Origin of the sequence: Flavobacterium selenitireducens (assembly GCF_014748335.1) — a bacterium.
Classification (GTDB): domain Bacteria; phylum Bacteroidota; class Bacteroidia; order Flavobacteriales; family Flavobacteriaceae; genus Flavobacterium; species Flavobacterium selenitireducens.
This window is the reverse complement of record NZ_JAAVIY010000007.1, coordinates 101,462-118,146: the sequence shown is the minus strand read 5'-3', so window position 1 is coordinate 118,146 and position 16,685 is coordinate 101,462. Positions and strand designations below refer to the sequence as shown.

General features: G+C 48.8%; 11 protein-coding genes. 3 read left to right on the top strand and 8 right to left on the bottom strand.

Annotated features, from left to right (window positions below; translation table 11 throughout):
* Window positions 1-77: 77 nt before the first annotated feature.
* The 8 genes from HC229_RS11755 to HC229_RS11720 all read right to left on the bottom strand — a co-directional run bounded on the left by HC229_RS11755 (window position 78) and on the right by HC229_RS11720 (window position 12,810).
* Window positions 78-3,341 carry a zinc-dependent metalloprotease gene (locus HC229_RS11755; protein WP_191020686.1) on the bottom strand — a complete coding sequence of 1,088 codons (3,264 nt, stop codon included), beginning with the start codon at window positions 3,339-3,341 and terminating at the stop codon, window positions 78-80.
* Window positions 3,342-3,462: 121 nt separating this feature from the next.
* Window positions 3,463-5,865 (bottom strand): sodium-translocating pyrophosphatase, encoded by a 2,403-nt coding sequence (locus HC229_RS11750; protein ID WP_191020685.1) that lies wholly within the window; start codon window positions 5,863-5,865, stop codon window positions 3,463-3,465.
* 111 nt (window positions 5,866-5,976) lie between these two features.
* Window positions 5,977-6,570 (bottom strand): DNA-3-methyladenine glycosylase family protein, encoded by a 594-nt coding sequence (locus tag HC229_RS11745; protein WP_191020684.1) that lies wholly within the window; start codon window positions 6,568-6,570, stop codon window positions 5,977-5,979.
* 122 nt (window positions 6,571-6,692) lie between these two features.
* Entirely contained in the window at window positions 6,693-9,197 is a 2,505-nt protein-coding gene (locus HC229_RS11740) for a DUF5686 and carboxypeptidase-like regulatory domain-containing protein (RefSeq protein WP_191020683.1), read from the bottom strand.
* A 54-nt stretch (window positions 9,198-9,251) separates the two neighbouring features.
* On the bottom strand, window positions 9,252-10,370 hold the full coding sequence (locus tag HC229_RS11735) for a pyruvate dehydrogenase complex E1 component subunit beta (RefSeq protein ID WP_255508182.1): 1,119 nt from the start codon (window positions 10,368-10,370) through the stop codon (window positions 9,252-9,254).
* Window positions 10,339-11,649 (bottom strand): GAF domain-containing sensor histidine kinase, encoded by a 1,311-nt coding sequence (locus tag HC229_RS11730; protein ID WP_191020681.1) that lies wholly within the window; start codon window positions 11,647-11,649, stop codon window positions 10,339-10,341. Before HC229_RS11730 ends, HC229_RS11735 begins: the two co-directional genes overlap by 32 nt.
* 119 nt (window positions 11,650-11,768) lie before the next feature.
* Window positions 11,769-11,960, bottom strand: coding sequence for a cold-shock protein (locus tag HC229_RS11725; RefSeq protein ID WP_191020680.1), 192 nt, complete (start codon window positions 11,958-11,960; stop codon window positions 11,769-11,771).
* A gap of 55 nt (window positions 11,961-12,015) precedes the next feature.
* Window positions 12,016-12,810, bottom strand: a complete 795-nt coding sequence (locus HC229_RS11720) for an NYN domain-containing protein (protein ID WP_191020679.1) — start codon at window positions 12,808-12,810, stop codon at window positions 12,016-12,018.
* Window positions 12,811-13,015: 205 nt separating this feature from the next.
* Between HC229_RS11720 and HC229_RS11715 the strand changes: the two genes are divergently transcribed.
* From HC229_RS11715 to HC229_RS11705, 3 genes are all read left to right on the top strand, one after another.
* Entirely contained in the window at window positions 13,016-14,107 is a 1,092-nt protein-coding gene (locus HC229_RS11715; RefSeq protein ID WP_191020678.1) for a fatty acid desaturase family protein, read from the top strand.
* Between the two features lie 244 nt (window positions 14,108-14,351).
* Window positions 14,352-15,098 (top strand): electron transfer flavoprotein subunit beta/FixA family protein, encoded by a 747-nt coding sequence (locus tag HC229_RS11710; RefSeq protein WP_191020677.1) that lies wholly within the window; start codon window positions 14,352-14,354, stop codon window positions 15,096-15,098.
* A gap of 129 nt (window positions 15,099-15,227) precedes the next feature.
* Window positions 15,228-16,196, top strand: coding sequence for an electron transfer flavoprotein subunit alpha/FixB family protein (locus HC229_RS11705; RefSeq protein WP_191020676.1), 969 nt, complete (start codon window positions 15,228-15,230; stop codon window positions 16,194-16,196).
* The last annotated feature ends 489 nt before the right edge of the window (window positions 16,197-16,685 follow it).

Here is a 16,685-nt window from a genome sequence, read left to right as displayed (position 1 = left end):
TGTAAACATCCGACGCAAGTTTTTGGCAATAAAAAAAGCCCCGCGATGTGCAGGGCTTCTTAGAAATAAACGAAATATTATTCGACCACGATCTTGCGGGTCACTTTGGCGTTCCCGTTTTGGACCGTCACAAGATAAATCCCGGACGAAGCGCCATCAAGCTGAAGGCTTTCGTTGAACAAACCGTTGTTTTGGTATTTTTTGCCGAAAATCTGGCGTCCGCGGATATCGTGTACGTTGACCTCGATATCATTTGAACCGTTTGGCGTAAAGCGGATATTGAAATTTCCTTTGTTCGGGTTCGGATAGATCGCAAAATCCTCGAGGTTGTTCTCCGGAGCCGAAAGCTGAGGGCTGCACATCGAAATGCTCCACGAGGTAAGGCTTCCACCATCCTGAGCGTAGGCATCGGCAATGCGCAATGTCCAAACTCCCGATCCCGATTGCCCGGCAACTGCCGAAAGCGGGCTCAACGGCCTTACCGTTCCTGAAATCGCCGGATTGTTTCCACAAACCAGAGGCGATCCGGCATCGGAAAACGTCACGTTGAAGTTAGCTGTGTTATCGCCACAAGCTTCGGCCACCAACGGCACCTGTACTCCCGAAGGGCTGATGAGCGTGAACGTCAGGTCACTCACCCAAGTGTGGGTTCCGGCTGCGGTTACCGTTAGGCTTGAAACGATCACGCCTGCAGGAACGGTGATCGTGGAATTGATCGTGTTCGGCCCTGCCGCACTGATCGCTAGCGGAACGTTGGTCGAGGTATAATTGATTCCGCAACTTACCTGCCCAGTCCTGAAGCTGAATGGCGCTGGGAATGCACCCACCGCGCAATCGTTGACCGGACGGACTCTCCAGAAATACGTCATAGCTTCCGCCAAACCAGTCAATTGAAATGATGTGCCGACGACAGTATAATTCTGGACCGACAACGTAAATTGCTCGTCAATGGCAACCTCGACGTTGTAAGCCGTAGCGTTCGGTTGGCCTGCCCATGTCAAATTAACGGTCGTGGCCGTCGGATTGGTATTGTTGGCCGGGCCTGTCAATGCCAATGGCGTAAAATCAGCTCCGAAAAGTTGTAAGTACAATGGGATCGTTTTGGACATTCCGCCTGACGTGGCCGTTACGACCAGCGAATACAAACCGCTTGGAGCAGTGGCCATGTTACTTAATGTCAACGTAACGTTTCCGTTAGCCGAAACCGTCGCCGGAGCGAAAGTAGCGGTTGCACCAGAAGGTTGGCCCGTCACGCTGAACGTTGTCGATCCTGAAAATCCACCCAAAGCAGTATACGGAAGCGTGTACGTCACGCCAGAACTTGCGCATGCATTTTTATTCTGTCCGCCTGAAGCCGGGCTGTAACCGACTGCAAATGTAGAAGCCGGAGCCGTTATCGAAAAATTGGCGTTCGACAAATCATAAAAAATATGATTGTATCCTTTGACCATTATACGGTTGGTGGTTCCGGTGTTGTTCGGGATCGTAATGGTTTCGGACCCGTCGTTCGGCACCTGGCTGGCGAGTTGTATCGGATAGGTTTGTCCACCATCGGTAGAGAGGAAAATATCTACGAAAGCCGCGTTTACGTTATTTGCGGTAGTTCCAGCGACATTCCACGTTACGTTTTGGTTGGTTCCCGCAGCGTAGGAAACCGCCGTGTTCGGAGACGTGACCACGAAAGGTCCGGCCGTCGCGTTTACGGTAACTTTCATGGCGTCCGAACTCGTTTGTCCGACACCCGTCGCCACATCGCGGGCGGTCAATACAAAATTCAAATCACGCGCGACATTCGAGGCGGCCTCTTGTGGAACGCCGTTGCTTGTCGTAACCAAAGAGTTGGCTAGAACCGTGGCAAGCCTTGGCATATAACGCGATGGCGTCGCTACCGGATCGTAGGATCGGAAGGTTGGCCCACCCGTTTTGGTAACCGAAGCGACACTTGCGCCTCCTGTTTGGTTCGTAGCCGAATCGTTCTGTTCCCAGCAATAGCTCAGCGTGTCCCCATTGGCATCCGTAGCCGAACCCGTAAGGATAAAAGCCGTTCCCTTTGGAATCGTATAATCGGCGCCGGCATTGGCAACCGGGCCCGGATTGGCGATCGGTGTGCGCGTCGGGCATGTCTTGGACACCATATTGTCCTGAACCTGCTTGATGCTGGCGTAGACGAAATAGTCGTCGGAATTGTTTTGGATGTTATAACCCGTGATCCCGGCGTAACCCATAATCGTGGAACCTGAACCCGGTTCTACGTTTACGTTCGTGCCTTCGACCGCGTGGGAAAATGTATGGTTGGCTCCGAACTGATGCCCTAATTCGTGGGCGACGTAATCGATGTCGAAAGTGTCTCCCATCGGGACGCCGTCAGCAGGAGAAGTAATACCGCGGCCTTTACCGGTTTGGCAAACGCATCCGATACAACCTGCATTTCCGCCGCCTCCTGAAGCGCCGAACATATGTCCGACGTCGTAATTCGCTTCGCCTATGTTGGCGGTCAGCGTGGTTTGAAGCTGATTGTTCCAACTTCCCATCCCTGTGTAAGGATCGTTAAGCGGGTTGATATAAATCACGGAAGTCGTGTTGGCGATGATCGAAAGGCGGATGGCAAAGTCCTTCTCGAAGACACCGTTAACCCTTGTGATCGTATTGTTTATTGCAGCGAGCGCCAACGGGACAGTTCCGCCGTGGTATTGGGTATATTCCCCGTTACACGACATCGCCAAACGGAATGTCAGCAATTCGCCTGTGTTTGATGCAGGAGCGTGAGGCAATTCCATTTGTCGGCTAACTTCAGACGCGACGGCCTGGTCTTCAGTTCCGCACGTCCAAGGCAAGGCACCTTTATTTCGTGAGGAATGGAAAACGGCATAAACGCTTCCATCTTCGGAATAATTTTCAAGGAATTCGGTGCGATTTCCCACGCGCATTACCATGCCGCTGAAACCGTTCGTGTCCGAACTCAACCGAAGTGTAGCCGATTTATCGTCGATTCCAGTCCCGACGTAGGCCCGGATTTCCGGGAATTGGGCCTGTAAAGCATCGTCAAAGTTGGACGCTTCCAACACCTCGAAACGCTCGACTCCGCCGTTTGCATTCGGCAGGGAAATCACAACTCCGGCGCGTCTTTGGGAAAGATCGCGTTTGGGAGCCGTCTGTAAAACCTGGCGCAGTTCCGAACCCTGAAGCTGGAAAAGCTTGAATTCCGTAGGGAAAGATTGCCGTGTAGCGTTCTTGGCTACCTTTCCGCTTAAAGTAGTAACCGCCTTCCACGACCGATCCGTTTGGGAATACCCGGAAAGGAAGCAGCCCGAGAAGATCAAGGCGAATAAAATTCTTTTCATAATTATGGTATTGGGTTAAGCCGTAAATATAAAGCAATGATAGCGATCGCAACGATGACATTTAGTTAAATAAAAAGGCGCCCATTGTCGTGGACGCCTCTATTTTTTATCGGATCGGAATTTACTTCCTGATCGAGTCCAGCTTGGCCTGGATTTCGGCTTCTGTTCCTTTGAACGTAACTTCTGAAGTTACCGGAGCCTCATCTCCTACTGAACTTGTCGTTTTCACAACAGCAGTTACCGTACCATCTACAGCTTGTGTCTTTTCGATGGAGACTTCCTTGCTTGTGTTTCCTGTAGCAGGAGCCACAACCTCGATCGCTTTGGTTTCGACGATTTCCTCAGATGTGCTGTGGCCGCCCAAAATCGGAGCGATGACAAGACCTACAAGACACGTCAATTTGATCAGGATGTTCATAGACGGTCCTGAAGTATCCTTGAATGGATCTCCAACCGTATCTCCGGTCACGGCCGCTTTGTGAGCATCCGAACCTTTATATGTCATTTCCCCGTTGATCATGACACCTGCCTCGAACGATTTCTTGGCGTTGTCCCAAGCACCACCGGCGTTATTCTGGAAAACCGCCCAAAGAACACCGGAAACGGTAACTCCGGCCATGTAGCCTCCAAGCATTTCGGCAACGAGTTGGTTGTTGTCTGAATAGATCAATTTGCCAAGCAACACGATCGCGATAGGGAAACCGATAGTCAAAACACCCGGCAACATCATTTCGCGCAAAGCGGCTTTAGTGGAAATCTCGACGCATTTTCCGTATTCAGGTTTTCCTGTTCCGGCCATAATGCCCGGGATTTCGCGGAACTGACGACGTACTTCGTACACCATGTCCATTGCGGCTTTACCTACAGAGTTCATCGCCAAAGCAGAGAAAACCACCGGGATCATACCTCCGACGAAAAGCATCGCCAAAACAGGAGCTTTAAAAATGTTGATTCCGTCGATATCTGTAAACGTAACGTAAGCGGCGAAAAGTGCCAGTGACGTCAAGGCTGCAGAAGCGATCGCAAAACCTTTTCCTGTAGCGGCCGTCGTGTTACCGACTGAATCCAAGATATCGGTTCTTGTACGTACTTCTTTCGGAAGCTCACTCATTTCGGCGATACCACCGGCGTTGTCAGAAATCGGCCCGAAAGCATCGATCGCCAACTGCATAGCCGTCGTGGCCATCATTGCAGAAGCCGCCAAAGCAACTCCGTAGAAACCTGCCAAGGCATATGATCCCCAGATCGCGCCTGCGAAAAGCAAAACGGTAGGGAAAGTTGAGATCATACCTGTCGCCAAACCAGCGATTACGTTGGTTCCTGCTCCGGTTGATGATTTTTGGACGATGGCCAAGACCGGCTTCGTCCCTAGACCTGTGTAGTATTCCGTAACCGATGAAATCACACCGCCCACGATCAAACCTACGATCGTCGCACCGAAAACACGGATAGACGAAATGTCTTTCAGTCCTTCTCCGAAGAAGCTCATCTTCATCGTTTCAGGCAACATATATTTTACAAGGAAGAAACAAGAGATCGCCGTCAACACGATAGAAACCCAGTTTCCGATGTTCAAAGCGCCTTGTACTTCTTTTTCTTTTGCGTTGTTGTCCTTGATTTTCACCAACATCGTTCCGATGATAGAAAAAAGGATTCCGAAACCGGCGATGGTCATCGGCAACAAGATCGGACCGATTCCGCCGAAAGCGTCGTCAATGTTTCCGCCCATGTCTTTGATGACATAGTTACCCAAAACCATGGCAGCCAAAACCGTCGCAACGTAAGAACCGAACAAATCGGCACCCATTCCGGCAACGTCACCCACGTTATCACCAACGTTATCGGCAATCGTGGCTGGGTTACGCGGATCGTCTTCCGGGATTCCGGCTTCTACTTTTCCGACAAGGTCAGCGCCAACATCGGCCGCTTTTGTATAGATACCACCACCAACGCGGGCGAACAACGCGATAGATTCCGCTCCAAGCGAGAATCCGGCTAGCGTTTCGAGCACGATGGTCATGTCGGCAGTGGATGTCCAGGTGCCGTGCATGAAATAGTGGAAGAAGAAGATAAAGAATGCGGTAAGACCTAAAACGGCCAAACCGGCAACGCCCAATCCCATTACGGTTCCGCCTCCGAAAGAAACTTTCAGCGCCTGCGGAAGGCTCGTACGGGCGGCTTGTGTAGTCCTTACGTTGGTTTTGGTGGCGATTTTCATACCCATGTTTCCAGCCAAAGCCGAAAAGATAGCACCAAAAATAAACGCGACCACGATCAGGATGTGTGTCGTTGGCACAATGAAAGAAATCCCTGCAAGAGCGACGCTCGCTCCGAGGACAAAAAATGCGAGTAATCTATATTCAGCTTTTAGGAAAGCAAGCGCGCCTTCGTAGATATAATCTGAAATTTCTTTCATCTTACCGTCACCGGCGTCTTGTTTCAGGACCCATGAGCGCTTTGCGGACATGAACAGGAGCCCAATCAAAGCCATGGCAATCGGCACATAAATTATAAATTCTTCCATAAATCTAGTTATTTATATCTTTTTTAACGGCTGCAAAAATAGGAAATTTTTAAGAACGGAAAGCCTACTTTACAAATTAGTGGGAAACAAATTTTAAGAAAATGGAAAAGCTTACAGCCTATTGCGTTTGGCAAGGTAATGATGCCACAGGATATAAGAGGCAAGCGTGCGGTGAGGCGCCCAGTTTTGGGCCAGTTCGGACATTTCATCGACGTCTCGGATGCCATACAATTCCTGAATGGCTTTGCGGATCGCGATGTCGCCGAACGGGATGATATCTGGCGATTGCAGGCAAAACATAAGATAAACTTCCACCGTCCACATTCCGACGCCTTTTATCGCGAGCAATTCGGAGGTGACGTCTTCTACCGTTTTCCCAGGGAACGATGCAAAATCGAGCGTGCCGGATTCTACGCGGGACGCCATGTCTTTTATATAGGACGTTTTTTGACGGGAAACGCCAAGGGCCCGAAATTCCTCGTTGGAAGCGGACAGCATCTCTGACGGAATCAGCTCCCCGAAGTGATCCTGCATTTTGCGATAAGTGGCTTTTGCCGACGAGATCGAAACCTGCTGTTCCAAAATAATGTGAACCATCGCGGCAAACCCTTGTTCGCGTAATTGTACGACAGGACTTCCGTAGGTTTCAATTACAGATTTGAGGATCGGGTCCTTGTTGCACAGCAGATTGAGAATGTCTTTCATGCCGGGGTTGGAGAGCGTTGCTAGGTTTTAAGAAAATGTACAATTTTTCTGTAAGGAGGATATGGTGTCTCGCGGTAAATTTAGGGTGGGTGGTGGGGGCTTTTTAAACCATCCACAAAAATTTAGAAATAGAAACCAAATGAACCCTTGATCGCAAACCGTCTTGCATCCGGCAAATCCAAATAATTTCCTCTCCATGAAAAATCAAGTCGGAAGACCTTGAAAATATTGCCGATACCGAAACCGTATTCGTAATAAACATTCTCCGGGGCGCGATAGATCAAACCACTGGCATTGATGGCTTTATTTTCGTCCGAAATCGTCCCGTACACCGCGCGGACACCGACGATCTCGCGCCAGTTGAGTTTGCGCAGAGCCGGAACCCGAGCGAAAAGCTTGCCCTGGAAATTGTGCTCCCAATGCATCGTCACATATTCGTCAGCGAGGAATTCGTAGAAATTAAGGTTGGCGAACGTGTTGTCGATTTGCCACCAGGTTTGGTTTCCGGGCACGACGTTCGTCAGGCCAAGCGGAACCGTTCCGTAGGTCTTCCCGACTTCGGTGGTGATGAACGAACGTCCGATGGCGCCAATAATGATAGGCTGACGATAGTACAGTTGCAGTTTCTGGTATTCGAAATCGCTGTCCAACATGCCTTCGATACCCGAACTGACTCGGAAGAAAATGCGGCTGTACGGATTGTCGACGATGTCGCGTTCGACGCCGTAACCGATGGTTTGCCGCTTTGGCGTCCAGTCGACCTCGAATTGAAGTTCGGATTGTCGCACCTCGCTCGCGACGACGCCCGGCGTGTTCTGGGTTGGCAAGGTCGTGTAATAATCGAGGCTGAATTCGTCCGAATTGTTGGCCGAGCGCAACGTGCGGTACGACATCCCGGTTTTGACACGGAAGTTTTTGACAGGTTCGAATTCTATCGCGGCCGTCGCGAGCTGGATGTTCGTGAGTTTCCCGTTGCTTCCCGATGCAAAAACCGAAGACGAAGCGTTGCTGCGGCCCAGGACGTCGTTCGTGGACGTCAAATCAGCGCCGATTTGCTCGACATCGCGACGATAACCACCCGAGACGATGACGCGGCTTTTCTTGTCGATCATCCATTTTCCGGATAAACCGAACTTGAACTTGTCGTCACCGAATCCGTAAGCCGTGTAGCCTTCGAGTCGCCACGGATCGTTCGGACCAAAATAAGTACGTCCGCCGGCGCGCAGTCGGAACTTTTCGACTTCGTTATATCCGAAAGACGAATAGATCGGGCCGTAATCGAACCAGTCGTAATTCACGTAGCCACTCGCCAGAATTTCGACGCCCGTGTACAAACGCCGGAATTTCTTGACGGTCTTCAGCGTGTCGAGCATGCTGTAAACGCCTTGTTCGTCTTTGTTAAGTTCCTCGAAGCGGTTCTTTCGCCAATATTCCTCGTCCTTCTGGTAAATCGAGGTGTCTAGGAAATTGACATCCTGTTTATAGAATTCCTCAGGCTTTTTGAGGTTGAATTTGTGATTGCGGTAATACGTCGTCCGTTTGCCGTAAACACCTTTTGACTCATCCTTTTTGCTGAAGGAAAAATCAGACATCATATAATCTTTGGTCAGCAAAAACACGGAATCGTTGACGACCTCGAATTCCTGCTCGATGTAAATATCCTTGACCCAGTTGATGTTGGCCGACTTCGTGACCGCCATATTGATCGATTTGATCGCCCACGTCGTATCGGCTACCCAAAAATCACCTTTGAACGTAAGCTCGCTCTTGCGCCTCGGATAGAACACGATGTTGTAACAGGTTTTGTTGTCGATGACGGCCGTGTCGCGCAACACATAGTTGTAAACGTCGATACCGGTGCGCGAAAGCGGGCTCGTGAAGCTCTTGTCGAAAAACAGGAGATAGTTGTCGTAGATGTTGTATTCGGCATACAAATCCTTGATAAATGCCTGGATCTGCTGGTTGCCGGTGAATCCGGAATTCTTTGTGGCCTTTACGACTTCTTTCTTTTTGCTTTTGTCGTTGTCGCCGTAAACGTCAGAAAGTTGTTCGTTGATAAAAATCGGCAGATAGGTTTTCCCGGTAATATCCGATGTATCGACGTGCTGGAAGATGAATTCCATGCCTTTCCAGATTTTGCGCTTCATGAACGCGCTGTCGATGGTGTTCATGTCGAATTCGACTTTTTCGTACTTCTCCATTTGATATTGGTCGAACATATACAAGCCGTTCTTGCGCTTGCGTTCCCATATCTTGCGGAGAATGTCGAGCGCCGGATTGTTCTTCTTGGACGTTTTCCCGGTATAGATCGTCACTTCGCTGAGTTGGTTGTCCGGAAGCAGCGTGATCGAAAAATCGTAATTGACGGACTTGGCCAATTCGACTTCCTTGGTTTTGTATCCCATAAACGAGACCACGAGCGTCTTATAAGTGTTGGGCGATTCGAGATAGAATTTCCCGTCTTCGTTCGTGACCGCAGATTGGGTCGTGCCCTTGAACTGCACGTTGGCGTAAGGAACCGGGAGTTTCGTATCGTCAATAACGATTCCGCTAACCTTGGTCTGGCCAAAGGCAGTCGTCAAAAACAGTAAAAGGAAAAGGCTGAAAACCGAATGTTTGTTGCTCATCGAAAAAAAAACTTCACCGTAAAAGGTGAAGTTCAAATATAACGGTTATTTCGTTTATTTCTTGTACAAGACTTTTTTCACGGCCTTGACCACATCCTGAGCGTTTGGCAACCATTCTTTCAACAATGTCGGAGAATATGGAGCCGGCGTATCGGCAGTCGTGATGCGTTGGATAGGCGCGTCGAGATAATCGAATGCACGTTCCTGGACAATGTACGTAATTTCAGACGCAACCGATGCGAACGGCCAGGCTTCTTCAAGCACGACCAAACGGTTGGTTTTCTTTACGGATGTAAGGATCGCCTCGTAATCCATCGGACGCACGGTGCGCAAATCGATGACTTCGATTTCGATGCCTTCTTTTGCCAATTCTTCGGCCGCAGCCAACGCTTCTTTGATGATTTTTCCGAAAGAAACGACCGTCACGTCTTTCCCTTCTCGTTTGACATCGGCAACACCAAGCGGTATCGTGTATTCTCCTTCAGGAACTTCACCTTTGTCGCCGTACATCTGTTCCGATTCCATGAAAATAACAGGATCGTTGTCACGGATGGCTGACTTCAGAAGTCCTTTCGCGTCATATGGCGTAGATGGAACGACCACTTTCAAGCCCGGCGTATTGGCGAACCAATTCTCGAATGCTTGCGAGTGCGTCGCGCCCAATTGTCCTGCCGAAGCCGTCGGGCCGCGGAAAACCATCGGCATCGGGAATTGCCCGGCCGACATTTGTCTCATTTTCGCAGCGTTGTTGATGATCTGGTCGATTCCGACAAGGGAAAAGTTGAAGGTCATGAACTCGACGATGGGACGGTTGCCGTTCATGGCCGATCCGACCGCGATACCGGCGAAACCAAGCTCCGCGATTGGCGTATCGATGACGCGCTTAGGGCCGAATTCGTCCAACATTCCTTTGGAAGCTTTATAGGCGCCGTTGTATTCGGCCACTTCCTCACCCATCAGATATACAGATTCGTCACGGCGCATTTCTTCGCTCATCGCTTCGCAAACGGCCTCACGGAATTGGATTGTTCTCATTATTTTTTTTGATTTTCGAACAGCAAAAATAGGGTTTCTTTTTGTTGTTGCAAAAGGGCAGGTGTTTTTTGTTTGGCAGGAAAAGCGGGAGATTCCGGTGAAGCTTCTAGAGTGTCGATCCAACGGGCAGGAACACATCGAATTTTGCACCGTGATCCTCATTCCCGCTGGCGAAAACCATCCCGTTGTGAATTTCGACTATTTTCTTTACGATGGCAAGCCCGACGCCGGTTCCCGAATATTCCTGCTTGCCGTGAAGCCGTTGGAAAAGCCCGAAAATCTTTTCGTTGTAGCGTGGATCAAAGCCGATGCCGTTATCTGAAATACTGATGTGGCAGTAGCGGTTTGCCGTGAGCGTCGGATTGACCAGGCTGCCATTCTCGACGATCCCGGCCTGCACGATGATTTTGGGTCGTCGTTGGTCACTTGCATATTTAACGGAATTCCCGATTATATTGTAGAACAACTGCGACATCTGGAACGGGATGACGTTGGCCGAACACATCTGCCCCACTTCAACCTCAACCGATTTTTCAGCAATTTGCTCGTGCAGATCGTCGAGAACTTCCGTCACGATCGGCCCTAAATCGGTCATTTCGGACGGAATGCGCTCCCTGTCGGTTTGGGAATACGAAAGCAGGTCGTCAATCAACAGTCGCATGCGTTCTGCAGACTGGGAAATCTTGCGCAGATAGTGGACTCCCTTATCGGATAACCCGTCGGATTCACTTTGCTGCAAACGGGAAACGAAGGTTTGTATCTTGCGCAGCGGCTCCTGTAGATCGTGACTCGATATGTAGTTGAACTCCTGAAGTTCCTGGTTGGTTTTGAGCAACATCTCGTTCTTTTGCTCCAATTGATCCGTGCGCTCCCTGATCCTATCTTCGAGTTCGGCGTTGAAACCGCGTTCGATGAGCAGGTCATTGCGGCTCGTGTCGAGTTGGTCGACGGCTTCGAGATGGAAGGAAATCAGGTCGGCGAAAAGCGTGAACATTCCCGTGATCTGTGGGTTGTTGAGTTTCCTCGGATGCGGATCTATCGCGCAAAGCGTCCCGAAAAATGTCTTGTCCTTCCGGAAAATCGGCACGGAAATATAACTTTGGAAGCCATACATCGCGGGCGTATGGTGATGGGCGAAATCAGGATCGTCGGATACGTGGTCGATCACGACAGCATTCCCGCTCTGCCGTATTTCATTGCAAATCGTGGTTTCGATCTCGAGCTCTCCGCCGGGTTCCAGTCCGAAAGCGATGTCGTCCTTTACCTGGCAAGCGATCCACTTATCTTCGGTGACGCGTGCTATAGCCGAAAATCCCATTCCGGTGGTGCGGCAAATTACGTCGAGTAACTGTGGAACGATCGCAATCTTGCTGATTTTGTCGATGTCGTGCTGCAACGCTGAATCTTCTACTTTCATTTTGAATACTTGTCAGGCTAAAGTACCGATAAAATGTCATTTTTGCGCTTACGGATTTCACGTATAAAAAAAAAGCCAACCTCATCAGGCTGGCTCTTGGTACAGGTAGCAAATATCTTTTAGATAACCGTTACATTTACTGCGTTAAGTCCCCTTTTCCCTTGTTCAACAGAATAGGTTACTTTGTCATTTTCACGTACCGGACCGTTAAGGCCGCTTACGTGAACGAACAAATCTTCACCGCCGTTTTCTTGAGTGATGAATCCGAAGCCTTTTGCTTCATTGAAAAATTTGATTGTTCCTTCTTTCATTTTGTAAAAAATATTAAGTGACAAAGGTAGTCTTAAATTAATATTAATCAGTTTTTTAGTGATTTATTTTAAAAGTTTTTAATTTTTGGGGCGACGTCCTCGAATATTTTTGATTTTTTTTCGGCTCTATATTGACTTCGCGTTGCACGACAGGATTCTGTTCGTTGCGCAAAACTTTGTAGTGCGGAAGACTTTTAAAAAGTTGCGTCAGATTCTTGAATCCGTAAGCGCGCGCATCGAAACTAGGATCCATTTTGCGCAGCGTAAGTCCTAATTTGGACACATATACTTCTTCTTCTCCTTCCGTCGACGATATGTCAAAGGCCTTATCGATAAACGATGTATCAAGTTTTTCAGGCTTCGATTGAGGCGATACCTCTACATTTTCCACATCGGCCTCGCGCAATGTAGAGGCCAGGATGTTCTCGCTGAACGTAAAAATCTCGCACGATTGCACAAAGGCTTTCGGCGTTTGTTTTTGGCCGATCCCCATCATGAAGATGCCTTGTTCGCGTATGCGTTTGGCCAGGCCGGTGTAATCGCTGTCACTTGAGATGATGCAGAATCCGTCGATATTTTTGCCGTGGAGGATGTCCATGGCATCGATGATGAGCGCGCCGTCGGTTGAATTTTTCCCGCTTGTATACGAGAATTTTTGTACCGGATTGAACGAAAACTGGTTGATGATATCCTTCCATCCGTTCATTTGATGCTGCGTCCAGTCGCCATAAATCCGTCGGATCGTCGCCTTTCCGTACTTCGACACCTCTTCGAGCATCGCCCCGAGCAGCTTCGGCTGGGCGTTATCGCCATCGATCAATACCGCTATATTGAAGTTTGGTTTTTCCATATTTAAGAAATTTCTTCAAATTACGCGCTTTTATTGGTGCCAAGTAACTTAAAAGGCCGTACTTTCCCAAAAAAAGCTCGTTTCATGTTAAATCTTTGCTCATTGCCGAACCTGACGATACTATCGAACGTATAAAAGAGTTATAATAAAAGGGATAGTTCCCAACTTTCATATTTACCGCAGTCCGCTGCATTATTTTTTCCCCATGTCATCTGCTGTCAAATTCCAGGGATCGTCAAAATCCCGATTTCTCGCTACTGCAAATTCGCGAGTCAATTCTTACTTCCGAGAAGCCAACCTGTCCAAGCAAGCCAATTCGGCCATGTGGATCAAATCTGTAATTTACCTGTTTCTGTTCTTCGGATTGTATGCGTTGATCATCTCGAACGTTTTTTCACCGTGGGCGATGTTCGGGTTATCGGTAGCTTTGGGAGTGGTAAGCGCATTCGTCGGGTTCAACGTTTGCCACGACGCCATACACGGCTCTTTTTCGGCAAACAAAACCACGAACAAAATCCTGGGCTCCATCTTTAATTTATTAGGCGCAAATCCTTATGTGTGGAGCATTTCGCACAATATGGTCCACCACAATTTCACCAACATTCCGGGGCATGACGAAGACATTGAGATCGCGCCGGGCCTGATACGCATTACGCCTGAAGAAAAAATCTACCCGGTTCAGAAATTCCAGCACTTGTATGCCTTTCCGCTTTATAGCCTGGCGTCGTTGTCGTGGCTGTTCCGAAAAGATTTCAAGAAGTTCTTCCAGGCCAATTTGGGCCCTTTTGAAAACAAACATCCCAAAATCGAGTATTTCAACCTGTTTTTTTACAAAGCGTTGTACATTTTTCTTTTCATCGTGCTGCCACTTTTGGTACTTGACGTCGCCTGGTATGAATTCCTTATCGGATTCGTCGCGCTGCATTTTGCCCAGGGACTTACGATGGGACTCGTGTTCCAGTTGGCGCATGTCGTCGAAGGCACTGATTTCCCGACTCCGAACGACTCCGGCAACATCGAAGAGAATTGGGCCGAACACCAAATGCGCACTACCGCGAATTTCTCGACCCAAAGCCGGATCGCCGCTTTCCTTTTGGGCGGGCTCAACCGACAGATCGAACACCATTTGTTTCCGACGATCTGCCACATCCACTATCCCACAATCGGGAAGATTTTGAAAGAAACCGCTGCGGAATTCAACATACCTTATATAGAGAACCGCACTTTTTTATGCGCACTCAAATCGCATTATAAGATTTTAAGGAAATTCGGGTCGGAAGCGCGCGTGGCCGCCTGACTTGCGGGTGCGACGTCACAATTGGCAATCGGGCGGGCGATCGCGGTTGCCTTGTTTAGCCGGTACGCGTTAAAGATTCGAAAAATAGCAACATTCTTTAGGCTGGGCCTGGCTATTTGACAAGGATCCTGGTTTAACGTTTACGAAATCGATATAATAGGTAAATTTATTATGCATGCATAGTACATTTTTTATTTTTATTCCTTACCTTCGGCAGCGAAAATTCTAAACTTCATCATTAAAAATGAAAATATTAGTCTGCATCAGCCACGTGCCTGATACTACTTCAAAAATCAACTTCACCAACGGTGACGCCGATTTTGACTCAAACGGCGTACAGTTCGTGATCAACCCTAATGACGAGTTCGGATTGACGCGCGCCGTGTGGTTCCAGGAGCAACAAGGCGCGAACGTCACCGTAGTGAATGTCGGTGGGCCTGAAACCGAAGCCACGCTTAGAAAAGCACTTGCCATCGGGGCGAACGAAGCGATACGTGTAAACGCCACGCCTACAGATGGCCTCTCCGTAGCCAAGCAGTTGGCGGAAATCGTCAAAACCGGCGGATACGACCTCGTGATTTGCGGGAAAGAATCGTTGGACTACAACGGCGGAATGGTTCCGGGAATGTTGGCGGCTTTGACGGGAGCGAACTTCGTGAACTCCTGCATCGGCCTGACTGTCGACGGGACGAACGTGAAAGCCACGCGTGAAATCGACGGCGGAAAAGAAACCCTTTCGACTTCGTTGCCGCTAATCGTGGGCGGGCAAAAAGGTCTTGTAGAAGAAAAAGACCTTAGGATCCCGAACATGCGCGGCATCATGACGGCACGAACCAAGGCACTCCAGGTGTTGGAAGCGGTCGGATCTGAGGCGAACACGAAAACTGTGAAGTTCGAGAAACCGGCACCTAAAAGCGCGGTCAAAATGTTCACTGTAGACAATCTCGACGAATTGGTAAGCGCTCTTCACAACGAAGCGAAAGTTATATAAGAACGGGATTGCGTGAGGGATTGAAGCGGAAATCCTTTTGTGAAGCGGAGCGGAACAAAAGATTGAAGCGGAAAGCCCGACCCGGAGGGACACGCCCAAACTTTAAACCCTAAACTTTAAACTAAAAAAATGTCAATTTTAATATACGCAGAATCATCCGAAGGAAAATTCAAGAAAGTGGCTTTCGAGCTGGCTTCCTACGGAAAAAAAGTGGCCGAGTCATTGGGAACTACCGTGACGGCCGTGACCGTGAATGCAGCCAATGTTTCCGAATTGTCGAAATATGGCGTGGACAAGGTCCTGAAAGTGACGAACGACAAATTGTCGGCATTCAACGCGAAGGCTTACGCCGACGTGATCAAGCAGGCGGCCCAGAAAGAAGGGACGAAATTGGTTTTGTTGTCGTCGACGACAGACAGTTTGTACCTCGCGCCTTTGGTGGCCGTCGGGCTTAACGCCGGTTACGCTTCGAACGTGGTCGGTTTGCCGGTAAGCACCTCGCCTTTCCAGGTAAAGCGCAACGCGTTTTCGATGAAGGCGTTCAACATTACCGAAATTGCTACCGACGTGAAAGTACTCGGGCTTGCCAAAAACTCTTACGGTGTGTTTGAGAGCGCTTCATCGGCTTCCGAAGAGGATTTTGCTCCGTCCCTGAACGATGCGGATTTCAACATCAAAACCGAATCTATAGACAAGACGGCCGGAAAACTGACGATCGCCGACGCAGAAGTCGTCGTTTCTGGAGGTCGCGGACTTAAGGGCCCGGAAAACTGGGGCTTGATCGAAAACCTGGCTTCGGCTTTGGGCGCGGCCACGGCTTGCTCGAAACCGGTCTCGGACCTGGGATGGCGTCCTCACAGCGAGCACGTCGGGCAAACCGGTAAGCCTGTTGCGACCAATCTTTATGTAGCCGTTGGAATTTCAGGTGCGATCCAGCACATTGCGGGAATCAACGCCTCGAAAGTAAAACTCGTCATCAATGCAGATCCCGAAGCTCCTTTCTTTAAAGTGGCCGATTACGGTGTCGTGGGCGATGCTTTCGAAATCGTTCCGAAACTGACCGAAAAGATCAAGGAATTCAAAGCAAATAACGCTTAGTTTACTAACCCAAACTAGCTTAGGAAGCGGCTTCGATTAATTTCGGAGCCGTTTTTTTTTAATTAGCGAATGTGAGAATTAGCGAATTAGCGAATGGGTAGTTAATGAATGTGACAATTAGCGAATAAGGCCCCGGTAACCCGACCCATAACTTGGTTGTCAAATTGACTAATTATCTAATTGACTAATCATCTAATTGACTCATCACCTCATACGCTAATTCGCTAATTCGCACATTCGCTAATTCGCTAATTATCTAATCGACTAATCATCTAATCGACTAATCACCTCATTCGCTAATTCGCTAATTATCTAATCGACTAATCATCTAATTGACTAATCACCTCATTCGCTAATTCTCTAATTGACTAATTATCTAATTGACTAATCATCTAATCGACTAATCACCTCATTCGCTAATTCGCTAATTCGCTAATTATCTAATCGACTAATCACCTAATTGACTAATTGACAAATTATCTAATTACC